Genomic DNA, 26,035 nt, shown 5'->3' on the forward strand with positions numbered 1-26,035 from the left:
GCGAATACGCAGGACGACCCACCATCAACACCATCACCCGTTAATGATCAGGCACGTTGCGACAACCACCCGAATCTGCCAACCGCGGGCGGTTAATAAAGGCGCACAGTAGACCTAAACTCCACCCATGGATACCTGGGTCTTGCCCGCCATGCTCGGCCTCGGCCTTGCCGCCGCGTCGGGGATGCGAACGTTCCTACCGCTGCTGATGCTGAGCGCTGCCGTCCATTTCGAGCTGTTCGGCATCACCGTCGGCGAGTCGATGCAGTGGATCGGATCGACCGGCGCCCTGGTGGCACTGGCGATAGCCGCCGTCGTCGAATTGGGTGCCGACCTCATTCCGTTCGTCGACAACGCACTGTCCGTAGTCGGCAATGTCACCGGCCCCATCGCGGGGGTGATCGCGGCGTGGGCGGCATTCAGCCATCTTGATCCTGCAGTGGCCGGGATAGCCGCCATCATCGTCGGGGCACCAACAGCCCTGACTTTCAGCTCCGCGCAGACCGGCGCGCGAGCGGTCAGTACGGCAACTACCGGTGGGCTCGCCAACCCCGTTCTCTCGGTCGTCGAGGACGTGTTGACGTTCTTCACGTCGTTGATTGCGATGATCCTTCCGCTCCTGATCATTCCGCTGCTCGCCGCGCTCTTGTGGTTCAGTTGGCGGGGCCTGCGCCGCCTCCGCAGTGCGCGTACGGCCTGAACATCCGAACCTGGTAGACAGGTCGTCATGTCCGACACCGAGATCACGTTTCAATCCGGCGACGTCACCCTCTTCGGGAGCCTGCGCCTCGCCACCACTCCAGACGAACAAGCACCTGCCGCCCTCATCCTCGCGGGTAGCGGTCCCACCGATCGCAACGGCGACAGCGCACTCCTCGAAGGCGATATCGGAACGCTTCGATTCATCGCGGATCTCCTTGAAGAACAGGGCATTTCAAGTCTGCGCTACGACAAGATCGGCAGCGGCGAAACCGGACTGGGACCCTACGAGGTCGACGACATCGCAGATCTCGGTTTCAACACGTACGTCGACGCGGCCTCTGCCGGTCTCGACTTCCTGGCGGCGCAACCCGGCGTCGACGCCGATCGACTGATCATCATCGGGCACAGCGACGGCGCGGTGGTGGCTCTTGCCGTGGCAACGGGTCACGACGGTTCCCGCGTCCACGCACTCGCTCTGGTCGAGCCGCTGAGTATCAGACTCCTCGACCTGCTGACAAACCAGATTCACGGGCAGCTCGACGCAGTTGTCGGGGCCGGGCAGTTGCCGGTCGAATTGGCTGACGAGCTTCGTGTGGCACTTGCCGACGCCGTCGAATCGTTGCGCAGTGACGGTACGGTTCCCGACGATCTTCCCGAACCTCTCCGCAATGCCGGACTGGTGTACGCAAATGCCAAGGCTCTCGCCGAGGAAGATGCACTGGACCCGGTTGCACTGGTCGCGGCGCTCCCCGCCGGCATGCCAGTCCTCACCAGTTGCTCGGCGAAAGACATCCAGATCGTTCCGGCTGAAGTCGCGGCACTCGACGAGGCTCTCGCCCATACCGCGCTCACATCGGTGCGGATGAAGAACGCGAGTTTTGTGCTCAAAGATCTTGGTGACGAGTTCTCGACCGGTCCCGATTACGTCGCACCCTTGCCGTATTCGAGCGAGTTTGCGGAACCGTTTGCTGCCTGGGTTCGCTCACTGCGCTGAGCCGCACTCCCGGGCTGCATACAGACCGAACGACCTTGTTTTGACCATGAAAGTTCCCCTTGCGAATCATCGTGAGGGGGACTTTCGTTTTCGACGCCGGACCTGCGCAAAGAGCGACCGCACTACGTCGATCGCCGGGACAAAAGTCACACGAAGTTTACGTTTGTGTTGGTTTTTATTGGTGCAAACCCTGACAGCGTCCTGTACGGTCATCCATTAACCAGCTACGCCGAACGAGAAAGGCACGGATCAGATGACGCTTCACCCGGACTTTGCATCCGCGCTTTCCTGGCGCAGTTGCACCGCCTCCGTACAGATTCTTTCGGCCGTCGCATCGGCAGATCGTCTGGCAGGCAAGGCGATGAATCACAAGCACGCGAGCCACAAGCGCGGTGTCCCCCGAGAATGATCCACCGATTGATCGGATCCGTTTTCGGGCACCCAGGGCAAACGCCTCGGGTGCCTTTTCTTTTACCTTTCACATGCAGGAGAGCAACATGAAACTTCGAGTCAACCAACTGTCCACCGCGCCCCCGTATGCCGAGCTGCCCTCCGACCTGAGCGGTTACGCCGTCACACTGGACCTCTCACACTCCGACGCGGCCCACGAAGCGACTCTTGGTGCCTTGATCAGCGAAATCCGCGCCCGCGGCGCTTCCCGTGTCGTGATCACCGGAACTCCGCGTGAACTTCAAGGAACACACACCCACGCTGCCTGACCCGATATACGAACGCGAGCAAAAAAACGGGCCCCGACATTCACGTCGAGGCCCGCTTCACACGAAGTTGATCAGTGCGCGAAGTGGCGCGCACCTGTCAGGTAGAGAGTGATGCCGGCTTCCTTGGCTGCCTCGATCACTTCGTTGTCGCGAACGGAACCGCCAGGCTGAACAACAGCCTTGACGCCCGCGTTCAGGAGAACCTGAAGTCCGTCGGGGAACGGGAAGAACGCGTCGGACGCGGCAACCGAACCGACAACACGGTCACCGGCACGCTGGACGGCAAGATGCGCCGCATCCACGCGGTTGACCTGGCCCATTCCGACGCCAACCGAGGCGCCGCCGGAAGCCAGCAGGATTGCGTTGGACTTCACGGAGCGGCTTGCGCGCCAAGCGAATTCCAGATCCTTGAGCGTTTCCGCGTCTGCCGCTTCACCGTTCGCCAGTGTCCAGTTGGCCGGGTTGTCACCGTCGGCGTCGAGGACGTCACGCTGCTGCAGCAAGGTGCCACCGGAGATGGGGCGAAGCTCGATGCCGGTTGCGGTCGGTGCGGCAGCCTTCAGAACACGAATGTTCTTCTTGCGCTGTAGAACCTCGACGGCACCGTCGGCATAGGACGGTGCGATGACAACCTCGGTGAAGATGTCGGCGATTTGCTCGGCCAGTTCGACGGTGACCTCGCGGTTGGCTGCGATGACGCCACCAAAAGCGCTGACCGGGTCGCAGGCATGCGCCTTGCGGTGGGCGTCGGCGATATCGGTGCCGACGGCAATGCCACAAGGGTTGGCGTGCTTGATGATTGCGACCGCCGGGTCAGAGAAGTCGTAGGCTGCGCGCCAGGCGGCGTCGGAGTCCGTGTAGTTGTTGTACGACATCTCCTTGCCGTGCAACTGCTCGGCCTGAGCCAAACCTGCCGGAGCGGCCGGGTTTTCGTACAGCGCAGCATCCTGATGCGGGTTCTCTCCGTAACGCAGAACAGCACTGCGGTTCCACGTGGCACCGACCCACGCCGGGAACTGCGAGCCGTCTTCGTCTGCCGCGATGGTGCTGGTCATCCAGCTCGCAACTGCGACGTCGTACGACGCGGTGTGCTGAAATGCCTGCGCTGCAAGGACTGTGCGCTCACGCAGCGTGAATCCGCCGCCGGCAACAGCTGTCAGAACATCGGCGTAACGGGCCGGGTCCACCACAACGGCAACCGACGGGTGGTTCTTCGCGGCAGCGCGCACCATCGACGGACCGCCGATGTCGATCTGCTCGACGCACTCGTCCGGCGTGGCGCCAGAGGCAACCGTCGCCGTGAACGGGTACAGGTTGACAACAACGAGCTCGAACGTCGCGATGCCGAGTTCCTCGAGCTGCGCGAGGTGATCCGGCTTGCGGGTGTCGGCCAGAACGCCGGCGTGAACGCGCGGGTGCAGCGTCTTCACTCGACCTTCGAGGCATTCGGGGAAGCCGGTCAGAGCCTCGACCGGGGTCACGGGGATGCCGGCGTCAGCGATCTTCGACGCGGTCGAGCCGGTCGACACCAACTCGACACCGGCCTCGTGCAGACCCGTTGCCAGCTCGATCAGACCGCTCTTGTCGTAGACACTGACAAGAGCGCGGCGCACAGCCTTGCGTTCACTCACTGGGGATCACGGCCTTTCGTCCATCGGAAACTACTCCGTGTGTAGCGACAGCGGCGATAACGTCCGCCAACAACCGCCGCTCTACAACTTTGATGCGCTCGTGCAATGACGACTCAGTGTCGTCGGGAAGCACTGCCACAGGTTCTTGAGCCAGGATCGGCCCGGTATCGACGCCGTCGTCGACCAGATGCACCGTCGATCCAGTGACCTTGACGCCGTACGCCATCGCGTCGGGAACCGCGTGCGCGCCGGGAAAGGCGGGCAGCAACGCGGGGTGGGTGTTGATGATCCGGCCACCGAATTTCGCGAGGAAACTGGGTCCGAGGATCTTCATGAAGCCGGCGCTCACCACCAGATCCGGCTGGTGTTCCGCGACAGCGGAGGTCAGTGCCATGTCCCACGCGGCGCGGTCGGCGAAGTCCTTGATCGACACTTTGAACGCGGGAATCCCGGCGGCACCCGCATGTTCGGTGGCCGCGCAATCGCGATCGACACCGACGGCAACGATCTGTGCGGGGTAGTTCTCGGTGTACGACGCTTCGATGAGCGAGGCCAGGAGGGTTCCGGCTCCGGAGGCGAGAACCACGACGCGGGTAGGCGTCGCCTGCTGCAGGTTGTGGGCCGAGGCAGTCAGCGCTCTACTCCTGAGATCTAGAAGATGGTGTGGCCGGACAATCGGCCAGACGACAGCTTAGTCGCTGGGGTCTTTCACCGGTGAGGGCAGGTCGGTCGCAGACTCGTCGGCAGAATCGTCAACGACGGTGACAGCGTCGACCTCGACCTCTTCAGCCTTGGATACTTCGGCTGTGGATTCTTCAGCCGTGGATTCTTCAGCCTCGAGTTCTGGAGCATCGGGCTCCTCGGTCTCCGTCTCGTGCGCGGAATCGGTTTCGTCCACCGACTCGTCGGCCCGGTCCGTGCTCGCCTCATCGTCTTCGGCCTCGGCAGGCTCTGCAACTTCAGCCGACCCTGCAACTTCAACTGGCGGCGCCGTCACCGTCGGTTCCGGTGCGGGTACCGCCCGGTGCTGCAACCACGTCGTGATCAGTGCGCTGATCGATCCGAACAACGCCAGCCAGCCGAAGGTCAGCAACCCGACGGCCCACCAGGTCACCTCGACGGCACCGAAGTACCCCAACTCCCCACCACTGGCGAGGGCGAGGAACGCGATCACTGTTCCGCTCATGAACGCGGCAGCAACGGCTGTGAGGATTCCGTCCTGCCCGCCGACGCGACGCGCGCAGTCGCGGCCCAGGTAAATCCCGATCGCAACAGGAACAACGAGGAGGACGGGCCAGAACCCGCCACCTTGGCCGGCCGGTACGGCTCCGAGAATCGGCAGTGGTGGAAGATCGCCACCGACGTTGCCGAAAACGCTGGTAGAGACGTCACCGATATCGGCGCTTGCGCCCGTCATGACGGCGACAGCACCGACAACAAGATTGGGCAGATAGAGCAGCGACAGCACGGTCAGACCCAGCACTCCCACAAAGCCTCCGCCGCGTGAAAGGAGATCACCGACAGTGGACCAGGAGATGAGGAGCGCACAGAGAACGGCAACCGATCCCGCTGCCAGCAGCGCCGTTGTTGTCCACGCGCCCGGGCGAATGGCAGCAGATGCCCACCGCGGAAGCTCCGGTTCGATGATCTGCCAGTGTGCGACAGCAACGCCGACCGCCGCGGCCACGAGGTGAATTCCGGCGACCCATCCGAACGCGCTCAGCGCATTGGGGCTCGACAGTGGAATCGCGGCGGACGCGTCTGCAACGACAGCCAGGCAGATCGCGGTCACGGTGAGCGGCCCCGCCACGGCTGCGCCTACGAGTCGCGCTGCTGCTACGCGTGTATCGACAAGTGTTGCCGCCGATGCGCATCGCCGGGCTACGACCCACATCATGAGTGCGGTGGGGAGCAACGGCAGCACACCGAGTTGAACGTCGTCGATGAAAACGGGAACTTGATGAATTGCCAGCCATGTCGCCGCGATGGCGCCGAACGTTCCGGTCAGATCACTGCTCGCCGATACCAGTGTCACGACCACGACGGCCGAGATCAGCAGGATCGCCATGCCCGACGACCGGAAGGCCACCGTGAGCAAGTTTCTCGTCTGGTCTGCTTCCGGCGCGGGTGTTCGCAGCGACGTACGCCCTCGTGTTTGCTGACCGGCAGAAGGGCGTGGTCGTGTTCGATCAGTCAAAGAATTCATCCCCTCGAGGATTTCACCCGACTTGGCGGCGCGCACTCAGGCGCGCCGCCCGGGACAAATCCGGAAACCCCTTACTGCTGGCGCTCGTCGGGGTTCCGAGGTTCGAAAGCTCGAGTCTCGGCTGCGGGGTCGGTGTTCTCGCCCGTTTCCGGAGTTGCGGGAGCTTCGAAGCCAGTCGGCTGGGCAGGCGTGGGCTGGGCCGACGGGTACGGCGACGCTTGGTGCTGGGACGGGTACCCGGCCGGAGGCTGCTGCCCGGAGGGGTACTGCGGTGCAGGCTGTGTGTACCCGCCGTATTGCTGGGCTTGCTGGGCTGCCGACGTGTCGCCGGAATCCGCGGAGCCCGCACCGTATCCGCCTGCGAATCCCTGTTGCTGCGAACCGGGCTGCGGTGTCTGGCCGTACTGCTGTCCGTACTGCTGGCTCTGGGCCCCGTACTGCGGCGCCTGGCCCTGCTGCGGCTGCCCCGGCTGGCCTTGCTGGTACACCTGCTGCTGCGGCTGGCCGTACTGCTGGTAGCCCTGCCCGAAAGCCTGGGGAGCTGCCGGCCGAGGCGCGGGGGCCTTGAGGATTCCGATGTCGAAGAGCAACGCAGCCACCGCGACGACGGTCTGCACGAATCCGAGGACGAGGACGACTACCAGTCCCCATCCGAAGCCGATATCGAGGTAATCCGTCGAACCGAGACTGAATGCGGTGAACACCAACGAGACATATCCGACCAGGGACAACGCGGCAAATATCCCGGCGTAGCGTTGCTGCGGCAGCAGTGACACCGCAGCCAGAACACCGCCGGCAAAGAGGAATCCGAGTCCGTAGACACTGGTTTCGAAGAAGCTGGATGTCGTGCTCACTTCGGAGCCGACGCCGGAACTCGTTATCGAGGTGAAGGGGGCGAACCCGAGCAGAAAGTTGACGATTCCCAACGCGGCTACAGCGACGGTCAAGAAGAAACCGATCTTGGCCCCACCGCCTGCGTTCGGGGGCGTCGGCGATCCGTACGAGGATCCTCCGAAATTTGACCCTTGCGGTGTGAACGTCATGGCTTCCCCTCGTGGACGGACGGCTGTCGATTCCAGCCTATGTGCCTTGTCTTCTCACGCCAACACCGACAGGAGACAATGGGCAGATGCCCTTCACTCTCGCTCCCGGCGCGGATCACACTGTCGAGACGGAAGTGAAGCACTCGCGGTTCATCGCCTCGCTCCGCCGAATCGAGGACACAGAGGCCGCAAAACAATTCCTGGCCGAACAGAAATCGCTGTATTCGGATGCGCGCCATCATTGTTCGGCCTTCGTTGTGGGCTACGACGCATCGTCGCGGTCCGAACGCGCCGACGACGACGGCGAGCCTGGCGGCACCGCCGGAATTCCGATGCTACAGGTACTCAAGGCCCGCGATCTCGTGGACGTAATCGTGGTCGTGACACGCTATTTCGGTGGCATCAAGCTGGGCGCGGGCGGTTTGGTGCGCGCGTATTCCGGTGCCGTATCGGTCGCGGTGGATTCCGCTCCGCTGGTCGGACGCGAGCGACGAACATTGCACACCTTGGCAATTCGACATGGGGAGGCTGGCCGCGTCGAGGCCGAACTGCGCGCCCGTGGAGTTGTGGTCCTGGGGACCGATTACGGATCGAAAGCTGTTCTGACACTTGCCACTCACGACCCCGAATACCTTGCCTCGACGGTGGCGTCGATCACCTCTGGCGCCGGCCAACTCGAAACCGCGGGCGATACGTGGGTGGACGTCTGAAACGTCCGGCGGCCGCACTCTCGCGGTAACGAACAACGCCCGCAACCAGGAGAAAACCTGATTGCGGGCGCTGTGGTCCGACCGGGCGAAGCATTACGCTCCGCAAGAAGAACCTAGAGGCTCTGAAGGATCTCGCGAGCGAGAGCAGCGGTGGCGGACGGCGTCTTGCCGACCTTCACGCCTGCAGCTTCGAGAGCTTCCTGCTTGGCCTGAGCCGTTCCCGAGGAACCGGAGACGATGGCGCCGGCGTGGCCCATGGTCTTGCCTTCGGGAGCGGTGAAGCCTGCCACGTAGCCGACAACCGGCTTGGTGACGTGAGCCTTGATGTAATCGGCTGCGCGCTCTTCGGCGTCGCCACCGATTTCACCGATCATCACGATGACCTTGGTGTCGGGATCGTTCTCGAATGCCTCGATGGCATCGATGTGCGTCGTGCCGATGACCGGGTCGCCGCCGATGCCGATGGCGGTGGAGAAGCCGAAGTCACGGAGTTCGTACATCATCTGGTAGGTCAGGGTGCCCGACTTGGAGACCAGGCCGATGGGGCCGGTGCCTGCAATGTTGGCCGGCGTGATGCCGACGAGAGCCTCACCCGGGGTGATGATGCCGGGGCAGTTCGGTCCGATGATGCGCGTCTTCTTGCCCTTGGACTCGTTGTACGCCCAAGCGTAAGCGGAGTCCTGGACCGGGATGCCCTCGGTGATGACCACGAGGAGCGGGATCTCGGCGTCGATAGCCTCGACGATGGCGTCCTTCGAGAAGGCCGGGGGAACGAACGCGATGGAGACGTCTGCGCCGGTCTCCTTGATTGCCTCTTCGACCGTCGCGAAGACGGGGAGCTCCACAGCGGAACCGTCAGCAGCAACGTGCGAGACCGTGGTGCCGGCCTTGCGTGCGTTGACGCCGCCGACGACCTGGGTGCCGGCCTTGAGCATCAGAGCGGTGTGCTTGGTGCCCTCGCCGCCGGTGATGCCCTGGACGATGACCTTTGAATCCTTGGTGAGGAAGATTGCCATTGTTCTGTGAGTCCCTTACTTCGCTGCGTGAGCGAGTTCGGCGGCCTTGTCGGCGGCCTCGTCCATGGTTGCGACGACCGTGACCAGCGGGTGGTTGGCCTCGGCGAGGATACGACGACCCTCTTCGACGTTGTTACCGTCCAGGCGAACGACGAGCGGCTTGTTGGCCTCGTCGCCCAGGGTCTTCAGTGCGCCGACGATGCCGTTGGCGACTGCGTCACACGCGGTGATGCCGCCGAAGACGTTGACGAACACGCTCTTGACCTGTGCGTCGTTGAGGATGACGTCGAGGCCGGCTGCCATGACTGCAGCGGAAGCTCCGCCGCCGATGTCGAGGAAGTTGGCGGGCTTCACGCCACCGTGGTTCTCGCCGGCGTATGCGACGACGTCCAGCGTGGACATGACAAGGCCTGCGCCGTTGCCGATGATTCCGACCTCACCGTCGAGCTTGACGTAGTTGAGGTCGTTTTCCTTGGCCTTGAGCTCGAGGGGATCGGTTGCGTCGCGATCCTCGAATGCCTCGTGGCCGGGCTGACGGAACGCTGCGTTCTCGTCGAGGGTGACCTTGCCGTCGAGGGCGAGGATCTGATCGTCAGGCGTGCGAACGAGGGGGTTGACCTCGACGAGGAGTGCGTCCTCGTTGATGAAGACCTCCCACAGCTTCTGGATCGTGACGGCCGCTGCGTCGAGCACCTCTGCGGGCAGCTTTCCTGCCTCGGCGATGCTGCGCGCGAACGCGAGGTCGACGCCCTTGACTGCGTCGACGGGGATCTTGGCGAGAGCGTCGGGGTTCTCCTCGGCGGTGACCTCGATCTCGACGCCACCCTCTACCGAGCACATAGCCAGGTAGGTGCGGTTGGTGCGGTCGAGCAGGAAGGAGATGTAGTACTCCTCGGCAATGTCACTTGCCTCTGCGACCAGCAGCTTCTTGACGACATGGCCCTTGATGTCCAGGCCCAGGATTGCCTCTGCGTTTGCCACTGCGGCATCCACGTCGGGCGAGTACTTCACGCCACCGGCCTTGCCGCGGCCGCCGACCTTGACCTGCGCCTTGATCATTACGGGCTTGCCGATTTCTTCGGCAATCTCGCGTGCTCCTGCGACCGTGTCCGTAACACGCCCAGCCGAAGTCGGCACTCCGTGCTTGGCGAAGAGTTCCTTCGCCTGGTATTCGAAGAGATCCATCTGCTCACCGTCTCGTCTGCGTTGACACCCGCTCGAGGGGTAGGAGCGGGTCTGTTCTGGACTTTAACCAGTTGCTGCGTTCGGTTTGCGCCCGCATACATGCTATGTGGCCCATGTCACGCGACATTGCCAGGTGCGGCAGTCGTCACCGATCGGCAACGTAACTTCGCACCCATTTGTCAAGCGCGGGTCTCACCGCCGCCCGGCATGCATCGACAGCGTGGTTCGCGCACTGAAGAAAGCAGCAACGACTAGCAAGAGTAGGCCCGTCGCCGATGCGATCGCACCCGCCCCCACTGTTGCGTCCGGTATGCGTGAAGACGTCAGTGGTCCCGCTGCGAGATACACCGACACCGATACCGCCGATCCGACGAGGAGCGCGGCGGCGCGCGGCGGCCGGGATCGGGTGGCTACGACGGATGCGAGCAGGACGGACACTCCGACGAGGAGCTGACCCCAGGTATCGATCCCCCACGCGTCGCTTCCCCACGGCCATTGCGTGATCGACGCCGCAGTGTGAGTTGCACCGCGATAGAGCGGCAGGGCGGTGCCGACAAGTGCAAGTACACCGCCGAGTCCGGCGAGGATCCGGACCACGGAGTTCGCCTCGATCTCGACGGATGTGTCGATTTCCTCGCGTTCCGCGGTTCCGGCGAACCACAACGCCAGGCCGGCGGCGGCGGCGAGCGCGGAGGCCACGCCCATCACGTACACCCCGGCCCCGAGTCCGACACCCGAAACATCGGTTGCGATGACAGCTGGTTGCAGTACAGCAGCAATTCCCATGACAACGGTGGTCCACAGCGTTCCCACGGCCGGCCGAATGGCAACACCGCGCCCCGGAATCCACAGACCGAGCGACGCAATGAACAGAACGATCGCCGCCACGAAGACGATGCGGGTCGCGAGTATCGACGGTTCGGCAAGTCCCCCGGGTAAGGACAGAATCGGCAACGACGCTCCCAGCGCAGCCAGGACTGCGGCGCCGATTCCGAGCGCTCCGGCGATGCGGTGCAACTTCGTGACGTGAGCCTGCGCTTCGCGGGCCTGCTCGATCATCGCGGCTCGGCGTGCTTTCTTGGTGGCGCCGGCCTGTGCCTGAGTCCCGGATCTCACCGGCCGCACTTCTGTTTCTTCCGCCGCTGCGACCTCGCGTCGCGTCGCCAGAATCGGTATCGCCGCTCCAACTCCCACGATGACCACTGCAGCGACAGCGCCCACGATCGACCCGACACCGACACCGATCCGGTCGTCGGATGCCAGACCGGCAACAACCCGAGTGCCGCTGACTCCCAGTGCGCCGACACCGGCTCCGACAACGCCGCCTGCGCCCACCCACGGCGAAATCGACGTCAGGGCCGACGCCGTGACGATCAAGACGGCAACGGCGACCAACGCGGTTCCGACAGCACTGGCTGCCGGACTGTCGACGAGGGTGCGGGCGAGAAAGATCGGATCCTGCGAGTCGAAGGCGGACCCGAACAGCGAGAGCACGTAGACGCCTGCGGCAAGAATCAATACGAATGTCGCGCCGGCACCGATGCGTCCACCTACGGATCTACCGTCGAACTCAGCGGCACGCGCGCTGCCGTATCCGTCGCGTTCGGACTCGCCGTGAACCACCACGAGTCCCAGGATTCCGGCAACAACCAACAGCGCATGTCCGAGGAGTGCAACGTACGACCCGGCACCGGCGGTGATTGCTCCGGCGGAAATCGGACGGAAGAGTTCCAAGCGGTTTGCATCGATCGCGCCGACGAACAACTGTAGATCGAGAATCGCGACTCCGAAGGACAGCGCACCGGCACCGGCCACGAGCGCTCCCGCCATCGCAGGGTGGCGACGCGTCACCACAATCGCGGCGGCGGGGATCGCGAGCGCGCACAGCGCGGAAAATATCGAGGCGGTCACGATCGAGTCGGATGCGCCAGGTCCACTCCCCACACCGACCAGCGGCGCAACGGAGACTGCGGCCGCGCCGAGCGGACCCAGAACCAGTGCCAGGGCGAGCGGCGGTGGGAGTGGGCGATCGGTGCGAACATCGCCGGACGCGTGTACCGACGAGCTTCGGGGTGATGACGACACCTGGTCGACGGTAGTGCCTGCGCAGGTCGGTGATCTGGTTGTGACACACCCTGACATCAATCGAGATACTTGGCCCGATTTGTCCGAAACGACGTTTTGCCTGGTCAGAGTGTGAGCCACGTCACAAACAGAGGCTCGTTTGCTGTATAGGTTGCACGTGTCGCAACCATTTCGTTACCGTTGCTCCAGCTAAGTCACAGGCTGATCACGAACCCCAAGGAGCGAACAGGCATATGCGACACAGCCAGTTCACTGCCAGTAGGTTCACAGAATCAGAACCGGACGAGGTCACGCCCTCTTATCCAACGCACTCGGCCCGGCGTTACACCGAGACCAAAAGTTCTGAGATTTCTTCCATTATGTTCACTCGTTCCGCTTCCCCCACGTCGTCAGATTCCGACTCGGTAGACGCCTTCCCGGCAGACTTCGAGACCGTCGAGTCCGACGTGAACAGCATCTCGACTTTCACCCCACCGGCACCTGCAGATGTCACCTCCCCGGTTCGTCGCACCGGCGCCCACCGCATTCCCACCCCGCCCTCCGCACTCAAGGGCCGCGCCGCAGTTCTTGCAGTCGCAGCCGGCGCGGTAGTCGCCGCGGGGCAAGCAGTAGTCGACAATGGCTCAGGTAACGCAGTCGAGCACTCGGACATCGCACTGGCCGACCAGTCCTCCACCATCGGAACCACAGCACAGCCGCAGGCAGCCCAGTTCGCACCCACCGCAGCGTCGTCCACCACCGCAGCCGACGCACCCCAGGTGCTCAACGTCGCTGCACCGACCGACCTGTCGCAGTTCAGCAACCTCCTTGCCAAGGGACAGCGTTTCAGCGAAGAGCGCGCAGCCCGCGAAGCCGCTGCCCGGCGCCCCCTGTTCGTTCTTCCCGCTGTCGGAACGTTCACGTCGAACTTCGGTAGTCGCTGGGGCACCCTGCATGCCGGCGTCGACATCGCAGCACCCATCGGAACGCCTATCGTCGCAGTAGCCGACGGCACCGTCATCGACTCCGGCCCGGCTTCCGGGTTCGGCATGTGGATTCGCCTGCAGCATGCCGACGGCACCATCACCGTCTACGGCCACATCGATACCACCCTGGTCACCGTCGGCCAGCAGGTCATGGCCGGCGATCAGATTGCCACCGTGGGCAACCGCGGCTTCTCCACCGGCCCGCACCTGCACTTCGAAGTTCACCTCGCCGGCGAGAACAAGATCGATCCCCTCCCCTGGCTCGCTTCGCGCGGCATCAGCCTGGGCGTCGAGCAGGACTAGACTTACCGATACCAAAACTTTTGGCCCGCACCTTATCCGGTGCGGGCCAAAAGTTTTTTCGCCAGAGTTTCTTTGACCTCTACAGCTTCACCATCGGGACGCCGCCGATGAGCATCAGACGTACCTTGCCTGCGCTGCCGAAGTCGATCGTGACTGTCGCAGTCGGACCGGTGCCCTTGGTTTCCAAGACCGTACCCAGCCCGTACTTGTCATGACTGACCCGATCACCGACTGCAAGAACCAGGTTGTTGTTGCGTCCTCGCGCAGCACCGAAACTTGGTGCGGGAGAGTCATTTCGAGAGGTGTTGCCGTACCCGCGGCCACCTTGATTGCCGTAGCCCTGACCACCGCCGTAGCTCTGACCGCCACCGTAACCGGGGCGGCCACTACCGAACCCGCGGCCGGTGCCCGGGTCTTCGCGGCGCCAGTTGATCAGATCCTCGGGGATTTCGCTGATGAACCGTGATGCGGGGTTCTGAATCGGCTGACCCCACGCGGAGCGCATGATCGCGCGCGTCAGATACAACCGTTGCCGAGCGCGCGTGATGCCGACATAGGCGAGGCGTCGTTCCTCGGAAAGTTCCGCTGGATCGCCGAGGGCCCGCATGTGCGGGAATTGACCGTCTTCCCAACCGGTTACGAAGACGACGGGAAATTCGAGACCCTTGGCCGTGTGCAGTGTCATCATGGTGACAACACCTTCGTCGGAGTCTGGTAGTTGATCCGCGTCGGCCACCAACGACACTCGTTCGAGGAACGCTGCCAGCGAACCCGGATCGGGTTCACCTTCGCGCATGGCGGCGGTTTCTTCGTCGTCCGGGTCGATCAGCCCGGCAGCATTTCGCGCATCGGAGCTGAATTCTCTTGCCACACTGACAAGTTCGTTGAGGTTGTCAAGTCGGGCGCCGTCCTGAGGATCACTGCTGGCGGCAAGTTCTGCGCGGTAGCCGCTGCGTTCGAGCACAGCCTCTGCCACTTCACCGATGTCGCCGATCTCGGAAGACTCACTGCCGTCGGCAGATTCAGCCGGCAGCAACGTTCGCAGGCCGTCCATCATGTCGAGGAAGGCAACGATCGCCTTCTGGGAACGCGTATTGAGCAGAGCAACCTTGCCTTCGGCCGCATCCCGCAACGCGGCAGCAAAGCTGATGTTGCGATGCTCAGAATGCACGGCAACACAGGCTTCTGCCCGGTCGCCGATTCCGCGTCGTGGAGTGTTGAGGATTCGACGCAAGCTCACCGTGTCGTCCTCGTTTGCGAGTACGCGCAGGTAGGCGACGATGTCGCGAACTTCCTTGCGCTCGTAGAACCTGACGCCGCCCACGATCTTGTATGGCACGCCGAGGCGGATGAAGATCTCCTCGAGCGCGCGCGAGGAGTTGTTGGTGCGGTAGAAGACTGCGACGTCGGAGAATTTTGCGTCGCCGTTCTCGACCAGCCGGTCGATCTCGGAGGCGACAAAGGACGCTTCGTCGTGCTCGTTGTCCGCTACGTATCCGACAATCAGTTCGCCTTCACCGGAATCGGTCCACAACCGCTTCTCGCGTCGACCGGTGTTCTTGGAGATGACGGCGTTGGCAGCCGAGAGGATGTTCTGCGTCGAACGATAGTTCTGCTCGAGCAGAATAGTGCGGGCGTCCGGGTAATCGCGTTCGAACTCCACGATATTGCGGATGGTTGCACCGCGGAACGCGTAGATGGACTGATCGGCGTCGCCCACCACACACAGCTCGGCGGGGGCCACTGCGTGGTCTGATTCGCCTGCGCCACCGACCAATTCGCGCACCAGCATGTACTGCGCATGGTTGGTGTCCTGGTATTCGTCGACGAGGACGTGCCGGAAGCGTCGACGGTAGTACTCGGTGATCTGCGGGAAGTTCTGGAGCAGAGCCACCGTCTCGCCGATGAGATCATCGAAATCGAGCGCGTTGGCCGAGCGCAGACGCTGCTGATAGATCCCGTACACCTTGGCAACCAGGCGAGGCAGTTCCGCGGGATCCTTGTCCGCAGCCGCGACGGCTTCCTCGGGGTCGATCAATTCGTTCTTGAGGTTCGAGATGTGCGTCGCAAGCAATCTGGCCGTGAAACGCTTGGTGTCGAGTTCGAGATCCTTGGAGATCATCGTCAGGAGCCGGCGCGAATCATCCGAGTCGTAGATGGAGAAGTTGGAGTTCAACCCCGGAAGCAACGCCGCCTGAGCGCGCAGAATGCGCACACAACTCGAGTGGAAGGTTGACACCCACATGCTGTTGGCGCGCGGCCCGACCAATGTCGCGACGCGCTCACGCATCTCGGCGGCAGCCTTGTTCGTGAACGTGATGGCAAGAATCTGCCCCGGAGTGGCACCACGCTCGGCTAACAGATACGCGATGCGACGCGTCAGCACCGCGGTTTTGCCCGAGCCTGCACCGGCCACGATGAGCAGCGGTGAACCGGCGTGGACGACGGCTTCGCGCTGCTGCGGGTTGAGCCCCTCGAGGAGCGCGTCGGAACCCGCGCCACCCTGCTGTGCGGAATGCCCGTGCCGGGAAGAACGACCCTGCTGGGGCTCGTCGTGCTCGTGCTCGTGCTCGAAGAGGCCACCCTGTGCGTAAAGGTCTCCCTGCCCGTCCAGACCACCCTGCCCGTCCAGACCACCCTGCCCGTCAAGACTGCCCTGCTCACCGACTGCTGGATACATGTTCATCGTCTGTCCACGCTACCGGCGTCCACCGACAAGAGTGTGAGTGCCTGCGTCGCGCGATGGTGGCACTTGGAACTGGGGTGCCGAACATGGCAAACTGGACGCTATGTTGAGCCTGTGCAACACCCCGACCACCTGCGTTTGCCGCAGTGTCGGTGTGCGGTGGCACTACTTTACGGGCGCCGGACCGCGGTGCTCGTGAAGTCTTCGAACAGCTCACCTGCCTCTGGTCCGACTCGGATCCGGGGCATTTTTCGTCAGGGCGCTGGATCGGTAACGACCCGAGCTGAGAACACGATCCACGCAGTAGAAAGAGGAGACGAATACATATGAGCACGCAGGCAACGGCACCTGAGGGTAACTCCACTCCGACCGACGTCGACGTTCCGCGCAGCGAAGCCGAGATCAACGAACTCCGTAAGGAAATCGATCGTCTCGACGCCGAGATCCTGGCAGCGATCAAGCGCCGCTCCGAGGTCTCACAGATCATCGGCCGTACCCGGATGGCTTCAGGGGGACCGCGCCTGGTTCACAGTCGTGAGATGAAGGTGCTCGAGCGTTTCAACGAGTTGGGCCAGGAAGGTCACACGCTCGCGATGTTGCTGCTGCGTCTCGGCCGCGGACGCCTCGGACACTAGATTCTCTCAGTTCGTACAGTCCGGCTGATGGGAGCACACCAATCGGCGCAGGCCAGGCTGCCGACGAGACTCATCCAGAAGTTTCCAGACCGGGCCGTTAAAGTCGATGACTGTGAGCCTTGACATCACCGGAACATCAGCCTGGCAGAAACTGCGCGCTCATCACGCCGATTTCCACGCCGTTCACCTTCGGGAACTCTTCGACGAGGATCCGGCGCGCGGAACCGAGTTGACGGTGGATGCCGGTGATCTCCACATCGACTACAGCAAGCATCGCGTCAGTCGTGAGACTCTCGATCTGCTGGTCGCTCTGGCTCGTGAGGCCGGCGTCGAGGAGCGTCGCGACGCCATGTTCGCGGGTGATCACATCAACACTTCCGAGGATCGGGCGGTGCTGCACACCGCTCTGCGACTCCCGGCTGACGCATCCCTCACTGTCGACGGCCAAGACGTCGTCGCCGATGTTCACGAGGTTCTGACGTCCATGGGCGCCTTTGCCGATCGTGTTCGCAGCGGTGAGTGGACCGGATTCACGGGAAAGCGCATCCGCACCATCGTCAATATCGGTATCGGAGGGTCGGATCTCGGGCCGGTCATGGTGTACCGCGCGCTGCGTCATTACGCGGACGCCGGCATCAGCCTCCGGTTTGTCTCCAACATCGATCCCGTGGATCTGGTGGGGCAGCTGGCCGATCTGGATGCCGAGACCACATTGTTCATCGTGGCATCGAAGACGTTCTCCACACTCGAAACCCTGACCAATGCAACGGCAGCGAAGCGCTGGCTGTTCGCGGGCTTGGGTAGCGAAGACGTCGCCGCTGTCGCCAAGCATTTTGTGGCGGTGTCCACCGACGCCGAGCGAGTCTCCGAATTCGGGATCGACACCGCAAACATGTTCGGATTCTGGGATTGGGTGGGTGGCCGTTACTCGGTCGACTCTGCCATCGGCCTCTCCGTCATGTGTGCGGTCGGTCCCGTTCGCTTTGCCGAGTTCCTCGACGGCTTCCACCAGATCGATACGCATTTCCGTACCCGCCCGCTGGAGGAGAACGCGCCGGCGCTTCTCGGCTTGATCGGACTCTGGTACTCCAACTTCTTCGGTGCACAGTCACGCGCCGTGTTGCCGTATTCCAATGACCTGTTGCGCTTTCCGGCCTACCTGCAGCAACTGACCATGGAATCGAACGGCAAATCCGTCCGCTCCGACGGTACCCCGGTCACAACCTCGACAGGCGAGATCTTCTGGGGCGAACCGGGAACCAACGGTCAGCACGCCTTCTACCAACTACTTCATCAGGGCACGTGGTTGGTGCCTGCCGATTTCATCGGTTTTGCCGAGTCCACAGACGACCTGCCCACAGCTGACGGAACCGGTTCGATGCACGACCTGCTGATGAGTAACTTCTTTGCACAAACCAAGGTGTTGGCGTTCGGGAAGAGCGCGGAGGAAATTGCAGCGGAGGGAACACCCCCGGAGTTGGTGCCGCACAAGGTGATGCCAGGTAACCGTCCCACCACCACTATCTTGGCCAAGGAGCTCACACCGTCGGTGGTCGGGCAGTTGATCGCGCTCTACGAGCATCAGGTGTTTGTCGAAGGTGCTGTGTGGGGCCTCAATCCGTTCGATCAGTGGGGCGTCGAACTCGGCAAGACTCAGGCATTGGAACTTGGGCCCGCACTCTCCTCGGCCGCAGCTCCGAACGATCTCGGCGATTCCTCGACCGATGCCCTGGTGAACTGGTACCGCACTGCGCGCGGCCGGGCCTGAGCGCGAGGTTCGAACTGTCAGGCTGCGTCCGGCCCGAACCAATTCTCGGTGGTGTACACGCGCCCGGACCGGTCCACCAGCCTGGCTCGAAGCTCTTGTTGCTCAACCCATTTGATCGCACTGATGCCCCTCGTGAGAGCCGCGCGGCTGGCGGCGTACGCCCACACCGCGTCGTCGGCAATCACCGACACCTGTGCCCATTCGGTTGACGGACGATCCTGGTGCGGTTGCCATGAAGCCGGCTCGGCGGCGTGCGCGGTGGCAATTGCCGTCCCGTTGGCCAGTTCGACGTCCTCGCCGCCCGGAACCGGAATCTGCCAACCGCCGGCCGGAGCGTGCCCCGCGGTGGCAAGTACGTCGCCGATCCGCACCGCAACACCACATTGCAACTCTGCCGCAACAGTTTGCGCGGCTCGATCTACGGTGTCTGCCTTCGCCACTCCGGTGATGTCGAAGGAAGCTCCCCACGGCGCGTACACGACATCGCCGTCGAGTTGCACGTCCTCGAAGGTGGGCGTCGGGTGGACGGGCGGAATCGAGTCGTCCTCCGAGAAGTTGTCGGCGAGCGGGTTCACCTCACCGGCTGTCATACGTGCCGCCCACAGCGCCGAACGCAACAGCGACGACATCCGGCGGGTCACTTTCACCGGCGTCCCCTGAGCAAGATTGACGGCATGAATTTCCGCGTCGCCCCGCCCGAGATCGCAGAGTGCTTCGGTGTCCTCGATGGCGGCGGCGATCAGCGTGTGCGCTGTGGGCAGCGCAGCACCCTCCGTGACATCCACCTCGATGGCGGAATCCCACATCGCCCACTTCTCGACACTGACCATGTCGGCCTGCCTTCCTACCACGCCGACCCTTCGTACCACGCGGCGTAACAACCAGTATGCGCCGATTCGCAGGTGCGCCGCCAGAAACCGCAGGTCCACTACGTGCCCCGCTTACACTGCTGGGGTGGGAGTTCGCTTGAGTGTCGTCGACGAGATATTTCTGTGGACCCACAGCGGTCTCGGCTTGCCGATCGTGATGCAAGGGGTGTGGCGCACCGACAGCGCCGTCGATCCGCGTGAACTCGAGCAGTTGTGTGTACGGGTGGCCTCCGGACCACTCGGCCGGCGCGTGCGCAGGCCCCGAATTCCGGGAGCCCGGCCCGAATTTGTCGCGGACCCACGTCACTACCCTCCTAGTTTTCGATCGGACCCCGTCGCTGCCGACGACGTGGTCGAGTGGGCAGACGCTGCGGCCCTGATTTCGGTTGATCCCGAACGAGGTCCGGGCTGGCGCATCGCCGCGACCTACGATTCCAGCGGCGGAACCGTCGTCTCCGTGACGTGCTCCCATGTCCTTGCTGACGCCCGCGGGTTGATCGGCGCCCTGCGCGACGCGATGCAGCACAAACCTTCACCGCCGAGTGATCACACTGGACGGTCGGATATCTCTGATGCGCTGTCGACGGTGGGCCGGGTTCTGCGCGGAACCTCCCGTGCGGTCGGCGGATTGATCGTCAGTCCGGCGCGCAGAGCCGAACTTCGTGGATTCACCACACCGGCCGCCGTCCCTCGTCGTTCAGCGCGAGAGAGGGCAACCACCGCGATCCTGGAAGTGGATCGGGGTCAATGGGATGCCGCCGCAGCGTCTTCCGGAGGCACTCCCAACAGCTTGTTCCTGGCCTGTGTCGGCGAACTCGCACGGGCCGAGAACAAAACCGCCCCAGTCACGCTCAGCGTTCCGATGAACGTGCGCACGACTGACCGAAATGACAACTCCGTCGACAATGACCACTCCGTCGATAATTCAGTGGCGATGGTCGCAATCCCACTGGCCCCCTCGACTTCTCTCGCGCAGATTCGCAGGTTGTGCCGCGACGCATTCGAAGCTCCGCCGATGTCGAGCCCGGCCGGCTTCCCGGCTGAACTCCTACAGGTCGTCCCGGACCGCCTGGCGCATCGACTTGCCGACGGACCTGGTCAGCGAGATGCCTTGTGCTCCAATATCGGTACGGTCGACATCGATCAATTCGAGGGCCACCGAACGAGCGGACTTGCCCTCCGCGCAGTGCATCCTGGTGCGAGCGCCGCCCAACTGGACAGCACATCAACTCGAGTCTCCGGTTACCTCAGTCGCAACAACGCCACCTACACCTTGTCGCTGGTGAGCTTCGAATCGGCAGACAATCAGTCGCTGCGCACATCGGCCTGCAACACGCTCGAAGAATTCGGCATTTCCGCTCGCCCCTGGTAACACTCATTCCCCTTCGAGCGAACGCGCCAATCAAGGCCTCGAAAGGACCGAAAGGTATGCTCGCACAAGAGACTGGCCGGTAACTTCGTCGAATGGGCTGCATAACAGCACAAAGCAGTACAAACCGTACGGAAGGTACTGTTTGAACATTCTGATAACGAACGGTCAGTTCGCGTCGCAAATCACATTGTCCCCAAACGCTTTCACGGCCCGAATACCCAAATATCCCCAGGTAAAAGCACTCTCATTTCTAAACATCCAATTTCGAGTCGTCTACTATGTGAATCTGCTTTGGATAACTATGCAATCGCAGAAATATGCAGCACTGTGTGGCGCACACGTCACGAGCGATGGGAGGAACCGTGGAAATGGGAGGAACCGTGGCAGATTCGTTCCGGGAACGACTGAATGCCCTGTACCCCGTAACGCCTCCCCGACTGACCAACGCGCAAGTTGTCGATGCACTTTCCCGACGTGGCTGCCGAATCTCCACACCGTATCTCTCGCAGTTGCGTAGTGGCGTCCGAACCAACCCGTCGGAGCAGGTAGTGCTGGCACTCGCCGACTTCTTCGGAGTCGACGCCGAGTACTTTTTTGCACCTACCCCTCGCCATGATCCGGAACTCATCCCCGACGAAGACCGGTCGGTCGCCGAAGAGTTCTACGACAACGAATTGCGTTCCCTCACACGTAAAGCCGTAGATCTGTCCCCCGAATCACAGAGCCTCCTTTCCTCGATTGCCGAGAAGCTCAGATCCTCCGAGGGCCTGCCTTCCGTGCCGCCCGACTGCATCACCTACACCGCGCCACCGCCGCGCGACTGATCAGCAATCGACGAGGCGCCGCACTGGACCCCGGAATGCCGAAAGTTGTTGCGGTGCATTCGCAGTTATCACCAACCTGCGTGCAACGAGTGACGTCGAACTTCGGTGACAAGTAAACTTCGGAGACAAATACCGACAAGGCCTACGTTTCCCATGAGCCTTTCGCGGGTAACCCCCACTGCCAGCAGCGCCCACCCTCGAATGGAGCGATCATGCGCAGACAGTGGCTGTTCGCGATTGTCGCCAGTGCCGCACTTGCCGCATCCGGCTGTTCGTACGACGCCACCGACTCCGGCACCGATGCCGACAACGTCACCGCAAGGCCGACGTCGCTGTCACCACCCGCCGCTGCCGGCGCGGTGCTGCTGAAGACTGCCAACTCACCACTCGGAACAATTACCGTCGACGGCGAAGGCATGACCGTCTATATCTACGACCCGGACGAAGAGCATCCGACCGGCGATTCGTGCGACGAGAGTTGCCTCCGATATTGGCCTGCCGTCACGTCTGTCACCGATTCCCCGGTGACGGAAGGGATCAACGCGGCGATCGGTACGGTACCGGGCCCTGAAGGTTCGTTCCAAGTGACGGTCAACGGCAAGCCCGTCTACCGATATCTGGACGACCAGGTGCCCGGCGACATGTCAGGGCAGTCCATCGGCAGTCTGTGGTTCATGATCGACGAATTCGGAAATCCCGTCTTCGCCACCGAGTAGTCCGCTCAGTTGTACGGCTGCCGTGCGGTTTCCGGATCGCCGAAGGTGATCGCGCGTTCCCGGCGCGTTTTCGACGCGAGGGTCACTCCCCAGTTGAGGGCCGTGCTGACGCGGTTGCGGAAACCTGCGAGGAACGCGATATGAATGACTCCCCACGACACCCAACCCAGGAAGCCGGACATTCGAATCGGTCCCGCCTGCAATAGTGCGTGACGACGCGAAATGTAGGCGGCAGTACCGAGATCGCGGTACTTGAAAGGCTTTCCGTTCGGTCGGCCGTCGTCGACGCGGGCGCTGATCTGTGCTCCGGCGTAGCGTCCACCCTGCATGGCCACTTCGGCGACACCAGGCAACTTGTCCCGGGACATGAGGTCTCCCACGACCCAGATGTTGGGGTGTCCGGGCACGGTCAGGTCGGCTTCGACTTCGATGCGGCCGCCGCCGACCTGTTTGACTCCGAGCGCGTCGGCGAGCGCTTCGGCAAACGGAACTGCCTCGACGCCGGCCGTCCACAGAATGGTCCGGGTCTCGTAGCGCTGCTTCGCTTTTGTCTTCTTGTCGGTGGTCTCGATCTCGGTTTCGCTCACGCCGGTGACATGCACACCGAGGTGCGTTTCGACCCCGATCTTCTCGAGGGTCCGCGCGGCAGCCGCGGAGAGCGACTTGCTGAACGACGGAAGCACTCGATCGTCACCGTGGAAGAGGAGTACCCTCGCTTCGTCCGGGTCGATCGATCTGAATTCATTGGTGAGCGCGTGCATCGCCAATTCACGTATCTGTCCGGCGATCTCGACACCGGTCGGTCCGCCGCCGGCTACCGCGAACGTCAACCACGGACGCCGTTCCCGGGCGGTGGGGAGCGATTCGGCCATCTCGAACGCAGCAATCAGACTGCGGCGGATGGCAAGCGCGTCGTCCAGTGTTTTCATACCGGGCGCCCACTCGATGAAACCGTCTTGGCCGTGGTACGACTGCCGCATCCCGGCCGCCACGATCAGATAGTCGTACGGTAGGTCGAATGTCGAACCGTCGAACCGGCTTGCGGTCAGTAATCGAGCTTCGGCGTCGAGGGATTTTGCCTCGCCCAGAACTACATTCGTGTTCTTCTGGTCTTCCAGAAGATGCCGAAGCGGGCTGGCGATCTGCCCTTCGGAAAGGAGCCCGGTTGCGCACTGGTAGAGCAGTGGTTGAAACACGTGACTGGTGCCGCGATCGATCAGAACTACTTCGACGTCGGCTTTCTTCAACTTCTTGGCTGCGTACAGTCCGCCGAATCCGCCGCCGACAATGACGACGCGAGGTTTGCCGTTCGACTCGTGGATACTCATCAGACGAACCTCGCGGTCACGACGTTGGGCAGAAACCGCAGTGCGGCATCGATTCCTTGCCATTTGAGTCCGGGAAGCGCCGCCCGGGTAACCTCCTTTTCGATTGCCTGGACCATCGCGTCGACGCCCTCGTCGAGCTCGGCCATCAACGAAGAACTGTCGCCGGCACTCGCGGACATATCCGTCTTGATGAAACCCGGTAGCAGGGTGGTCACTCGAATTGGCGTGCGCGCCAATTCGATACTGAGAGCCTCGCCGAGCGCGGCCACCCCGGCTTTGCTCGCTGAATACGCGGCTTTGGTGCCGGGAAGTCCTCGATCTGCACTGATCGAGGACACCAGAACAAGATGCCCGGCGTTGTGCTTGCGGAAGATCTCGAGCGCGGCCTCGCACTGTGAGAGCGCACCGACAAAATTTGTCTGCGCTGTCGCAAGATTCGCGTACGCCTTACCGGTACCGATCTTGGCGCCCTTACCCAGACCGGCATTGACGATGACCCGATCGAGTCCACCGAGTTCGTCATGAAGTTCACCGAACACTCGGACGACGGAATCATGTTCGGTGACGTCGAGCCCGGCCACCGCCACCGTGATGGTCGGATACTGGGCAAGTAGTTGCTCGCGGAGGGTGTCGAGACGATCGGTTCTCCTGGCGCACAGAGCCAGATCGCGCCCCCGAGCCGCAAACCTTCGTGCCATTTCTTCGCCGAGACCCGAGCTTGCGCCGGTGATCAGAATCTTCTGCCGCGTCATGGCTGACACTGTATCCATCACAGGGTCATTACACCGGACTGTCAGTCGACAAACCGGTTACCCTGCACATCACCACCTGATCGGCATACCGTAGAGCGATGACCGAAGAATTCGATGTCATAGTTATCGGCGGCGGACCGGCAGGCGAAAATGCGGCGGCATACGCGATAGCGGGAAGCACCCGTACCGCTGCCATCGTGGAGCACGAACTTGTCGGCGGTGAATGCTCGTACTGGGCATGTATGCCGAGTAAGGCGCTACTGAGGCCAGGGCAGGTTCTCGACGACGCGGACGCGTTGCCAGGCGTGTCCGCCGGGCCGCCCGACGTCAAGGCGATCTTGGCCCGACGCGACTCCTTCACCCACAACCACGACGATTCCTCGCAGGTCGAGTGGGCCGAATCCACCGGTATCGACGTGATCCGCGGCCACGGCGCGCTGGACGGCGAGCGGACCGTTGTCGTCGACGGCGCCCGCAGACTCTTCGCCCGCCAGGCCGTCGTACTTGCTACCGGGACCACCGCGTCGGTGCCAGACACACCGGGGCTGCGGGATGCTCTCCCCTGGACGTCACGCGATGCCACCAATCTCCATGAGGTTCCGCGCCGTGTTGCGGTCATCGGTGGCGGCGTCGTGGCATCGGAGTGCGCGACGTGGTTGTCGTCCTTCGGCGCCGAGGTGACGCTTCTGGTGCGCGGCAATGCAGTTCTGAAGTCTGCCGAACCGTTTGCCGGCGACATGGTGGCGCGTCATCTCTCGAAGCGCGGGGCCGACGTGCGTTTCGGGACTACCGTCCATTCGGTCTCGCGGCCCCACGCGCGGGATACGGGTGAAGGAAACATTCACGGTGGACCGGTCACCATCGAGACCTCTTCCGGCGTGATCGAAGTCGACGAACTGATTGTTGCCGCAGGTCGTGCGCCGACGTCGACCCACCTGGGTCTGTCGTCGATCGGTCTGACGGATGGCGCATACGTACCGACGGACGACCATCTGTGCGCGCAGGGCGAATGGCTCTATGCCGTGGGTGATATCAACGGCCGGTCACCACTGACCCATATGGGCAAGTACCAGGCGCGGGTGTGCGGCGATGTGATCGCCGCGCGTGCGGAGGGGCGGGCATTGGTCGATCCACGGTTCATCGCGTCCGCAGACAACGGCCGTGTCCCCCAGGTGGTGTTCACCTCACCCGAAGCAGCGTGGGTGGGACGCACCGAAAAGCAGGCCAGGGCAGACGGTATCGACGTCGAAGTCGTGGAGATCGACATTGCCGTCGCAGGATCCTCGCTGCTCCGCGACAATTACGAAGGCCGCGCGAAACTGGTGATCGACCGCGGTGCGGACATCGTCGTCGGGGCGACATTCGTCGGTCCGGATGTCTCGGAATTGCTCCACGCAGCAACAATTGCCGTAGTCGGTGCGGTCCCGCTCGACACGTTGTGGCATGCGGTGCCGTCATATCCGACGGTCAGCGAAATCTGGCTCAGGTTGTTGGAGGCACGGCGGTAATCGAGGGCAAAAGTTACG

Annotated in this window: 22 protein-coding genes; 11 read left to right on the top strand and 11 right to left on the bottom strand. The window is 62.9% G+C overall.

Annotation, left to right across the window (positions count from 1 at the left end; translation table 11 throughout):
• The first annotated feature begins 127 nt into the window (after window positions 1-127).
• The 3 genes from ACFRFQ_RS24300 (at window position 128) to ACFRFQ_RS24310 (ending at window position 2,415) form a co-directional block, all read left to right on the top strand.
• The gene (locus ACFRFQ_RS24300) at window positions 128-700 is read left to right on the top strand and encodes a DUF4126 domain-containing protein (RefSeq protein WP_138872347.1); all 573 of its coding nucleotides are present in this window, start codon (window positions 128-130) and stop codon (window positions 698-700) included.
• 27 nt (window positions 701-727) lie between these two features.
• Window positions 728-1,696: an alpha/beta hydrolase gene (locus ACFRFQ_RS24305; protein WP_138872346.1), complete on the top strand. Its 969-nt coding sequence runs from the start codon at window positions 728-730 to the stop codon at window positions 1,694-1,696.
• 497 nt (window positions 1,697-2,193) lie between these two features.
• Window positions 2,194-2,415 carry a hypothetical protein gene (locus tag ACFRFQ_RS24310; RefSeq protein ID WP_378663379.1) on the top strand — a complete coding sequence of 74 codons (222 nt, stop codon included), beginning with the start codon at window positions 2,194-2,196 and terminating at the stop codon, window positions 2,413-2,415.
• A 71-nt stretch (window positions 2,416-2,486) separates the two neighbouring features.
• Here ACFRFQ_RS24310 and purH read toward each other — a convergent pair whose 3' ends face one another.
• From purH to ACFRFQ_RS24330, 4 genes are all read right to left on the bottom strand, one after another.
• Window positions 2,487-4,046: a bifunctional phosphoribosylaminoimidazolecarboxamide formyltransferase/IMP cyclohydrolase gene (gene purH, locus ACFRFQ_RS24315; RefSeq protein WP_378663382.1), complete on the bottom strand. Its 1,560-nt coding sequence runs from the start codon at window positions 4,044-4,046 to the stop codon at window positions 2,487-2,489.
• Window positions 4,039-4,680: a phosphoribosylglycinamide formyltransferase gene (gene purN, locus ACFRFQ_RS24320; RefSeq protein WP_378664150.1), complete on the bottom strand. Its 642-nt coding sequence runs from the start codon at window positions 4,678-4,680 to the stop codon at window positions 4,039-4,041. Before purN ends, purH begins: the two co-directional genes overlap by 8 nt.
• A gap of 57 nt (window positions 4,681-4,737) precedes the next feature.
• The gene (locus ACFRFQ_RS24325; protein WP_378663385.1) at window positions 4,738-6,135 is read right to left on the bottom strand and encodes a DUF6350 family protein; all 1,398 of its coding nucleotides are present in this window, start codon (window positions 6,133-6,135) and stop codon (window positions 4,738-4,740) included.
• Between the two features lie 188 nt (window positions 6,136-6,323).
• Window positions 6,324-7,295: a DUF5336 domain-containing protein gene (locus tag ACFRFQ_RS24330; protein ID WP_378663388.1), complete on the bottom strand. Its 972-nt coding sequence runs from the start codon at window positions 7,293-7,295 to the stop codon at window positions 6,324-6,326.
• Window positions 7,296-7,381: 86 nt separating this feature from the next.
• Here ACFRFQ_RS24330 and ACFRFQ_RS24335 point away from each other — a divergent pair, with 86 nt between their 5' ends.
• The gene (locus ACFRFQ_RS24335; RefSeq protein ID WP_378663390.1) at window positions 7,382-8,005 is read left to right on the top strand and encodes an IMPACT family protein; all 624 of its coding nucleotides are present in this window, start codon (window positions 7,382-7,384) and stop codon (window positions 8,003-8,005) included.
• 113 nt (window positions 8,006-8,118) lie between these two features.
• On the opposite strand, the gene sucD is transcribed toward ACFRFQ_RS24335, so the two are convergent.
• The 3 genes from sucD to ACFRFQ_RS24350 all read right to left on the bottom strand — a co-directional run bounded on the left by sucD (window position 8,119) and on the right by ACFRFQ_RS24350 (window position 12,291).
• Entirely contained in the window at window positions 8,119-9,021 is a 903-nt protein-coding gene (gene sucD, locus ACFRFQ_RS24340) for a succinate--CoA ligase subunit alpha (RefSeq protein ID WP_033234208.1), read from the bottom strand.
• Window positions 9,022-9,036: 15 nt separating this feature from the next.
• The gene (gene sucC / locus ACFRFQ_RS24345) at window positions 9,037-10,206 is read right to left on the bottom strand and encodes an ADP-forming succinate--CoA ligase subunit beta (protein WP_045069199.1); all 1,170 of its coding nucleotides are present in this window, start codon (window positions 10,204-10,206) and stop codon (window positions 9,037-9,039) included.
• Between the two features lie 192 nt (window positions 10,207-10,398).
• Window positions 10,399-12,291 (bottom strand): hypothetical protein, encoded by a 1,893-nt coding sequence (locus ACFRFQ_RS24350; RefSeq protein WP_378663394.1) that lies wholly within the window; start codon window positions 12,289-12,291, stop codon window positions 10,399-10,401.
• Window positions 12,292-12,524: 233 nt separating this feature from the next.
• Here ACFRFQ_RS24350 and ACFRFQ_RS24355 point away from each other — a divergent pair, with 233 nt between their 5' ends.
• Window positions 12,525-13,559, top strand: coding sequence for a M23 family metallopeptidase (locus tag ACFRFQ_RS24355; protein ID WP_378663397.1), 1,035 nt, complete (start codon window positions 12,525-12,527; stop codon window positions 13,557-13,559).
• 79 nt (window positions 13,560-13,638) lie between these two features.
• On the opposite strand, the gene pcrA is transcribed toward ACFRFQ_RS24355, so the two are convergent.
• Window positions 13,639-16,245 carry a DNA helicase PcrA gene (pcrA, locus tag ACFRFQ_RS24360; RefSeq protein ID WP_378663399.1) on the bottom strand — a complete coding sequence of 869 codons (2,607 nt, stop codon included), beginning with the start codon at window positions 16,243-16,245 and terminating at the stop codon, window positions 13,639-13,641.
• Window positions 16,246-16,571: 326 nt separating this feature from the next.
• On the opposite strand from pcrA, the gene ACFRFQ_RS24365 reads away from it, so the two are divergent.
• Window positions 16,572-16,880 (top strand): chorismate mutase, encoded by a 309-nt coding sequence (locus ACFRFQ_RS24365; protein WP_033234204.1) that lies wholly within the window; start codon window positions 16,572-16,574, stop codon window positions 16,878-16,880.
• 112 nt (window positions 16,881-16,992) lie between these two features.
• Window positions 16,993-18,648 carry a glucose-6-phosphate isomerase gene (gene pgi, locus ACFRFQ_RS24370; RefSeq protein ID WP_378663402.1) on the top strand — a complete coding sequence of 552 codons (1,656 nt, stop codon included), beginning with the start codon at window positions 16,993-16,995 and terminating at the stop codon, window positions 18,646-18,648.
• 17 nt (window positions 18,649-18,665) lie between these two features.
• On the opposite strand, the gene ACFRFQ_RS24375 is transcribed toward pgi, so the two are convergent.
• Window positions 18,666-19,478 carry an FAD:protein FMN transferase gene (locus ACFRFQ_RS24375; RefSeq protein WP_378663405.1) on the bottom strand — a complete coding sequence of 271 codons (813 nt, stop codon included), beginning with the start codon at window positions 19,476-19,478 and terminating at the stop codon, window positions 18,666-18,668.
• 124 nt (window positions 19,479-19,602) lie between these two features.
• Here ACFRFQ_RS24375 and ACFRFQ_RS24380 point away from each other — a divergent pair, with 124 nt between their 5' ends.
• From ACFRFQ_RS24380 to ACFRFQ_RS24390, 3 genes are all read left to right on the top strand, one after another.
• Window positions 19,603-20,889 carry a hypothetical protein gene (locus ACFRFQ_RS24380; protein ID WP_378663408.1) on the top strand — a complete coding sequence of 429 codons (1,287 nt, stop codon included), beginning with the start codon at window positions 19,603-19,605 and terminating at the stop codon, window positions 20,887-20,889.
• Between the two features lie 380 nt (window positions 20,890-21,269).
• A complete protein-coding gene (locus ACFRFQ_RS24385) occupies window positions 21,270-21,713 on the top strand; it encodes a helix-turn-helix domain-containing protein (protein WP_378664152.1) in 444 nt (147 codons plus the stop codon).
• A 212-nt stretch (window positions 21,714-21,925) separates the two neighbouring features.
• The gene (locus ACFRFQ_RS24390) at window positions 21,926-22,429 is read left to right on the top strand and encodes a hypothetical protein (protein ID WP_378663410.1); all 504 of its coding nucleotides are present in this window, start codon (window positions 21,926-21,928) and stop codon (window positions 22,427-22,429) included.
• 5 nt (window positions 22,430-22,434) lie between these two features.
• Here the strand turns inward: ACFRFQ_RS24390 and ACFRFQ_RS24395 are convergent, their stop codons facing one another.
• Window positions 22,435-23,757, bottom strand: coding sequence for an NAD(P)/FAD-dependent oxidoreductase (locus tag ACFRFQ_RS24395; RefSeq protein ID WP_378663413.1), 1,323 nt, complete (start codon window positions 23,755-23,757; stop codon window positions 22,435-22,437).
• Window positions 23,757-24,509: an SDR family oxidoreductase gene (locus tag ACFRFQ_RS24400; RefSeq protein WP_378663415.1), complete on the bottom strand. Its 753-nt coding sequence runs from the start codon at window positions 24,507-24,509 to the stop codon at window positions 23,757-23,759. The genes ACFRFQ_RS24395 and ACFRFQ_RS24400 overlap by 1 nt, the downstream gene beginning before the upstream one ends.
• A 98-nt stretch (window positions 24,510-24,607) precedes the next feature.
• Here ACFRFQ_RS24400 and ACFRFQ_RS24405 point away from each other — a divergent pair, with 98 nt between their 5' ends.
• Entirely contained in the window at window positions 24,608-26,017 is a 1,410-nt protein-coding gene (locus ACFRFQ_RS24405) for a dihydrolipoyl dehydrogenase family protein (protein WP_378663417.1), read from the top strand.
• The last annotated feature ends 18 nt before the right edge of the window (window positions 26,018-26,035 follow it).

The organism is Rhodococcus sp. NPDC056743, assembly GCF_042790355.1.
GTDB lineage: Bacteria > Actinomycetota > Actinomycetes > Mycobacteriales > Mycobacteriaceae > Rhodococcus_F.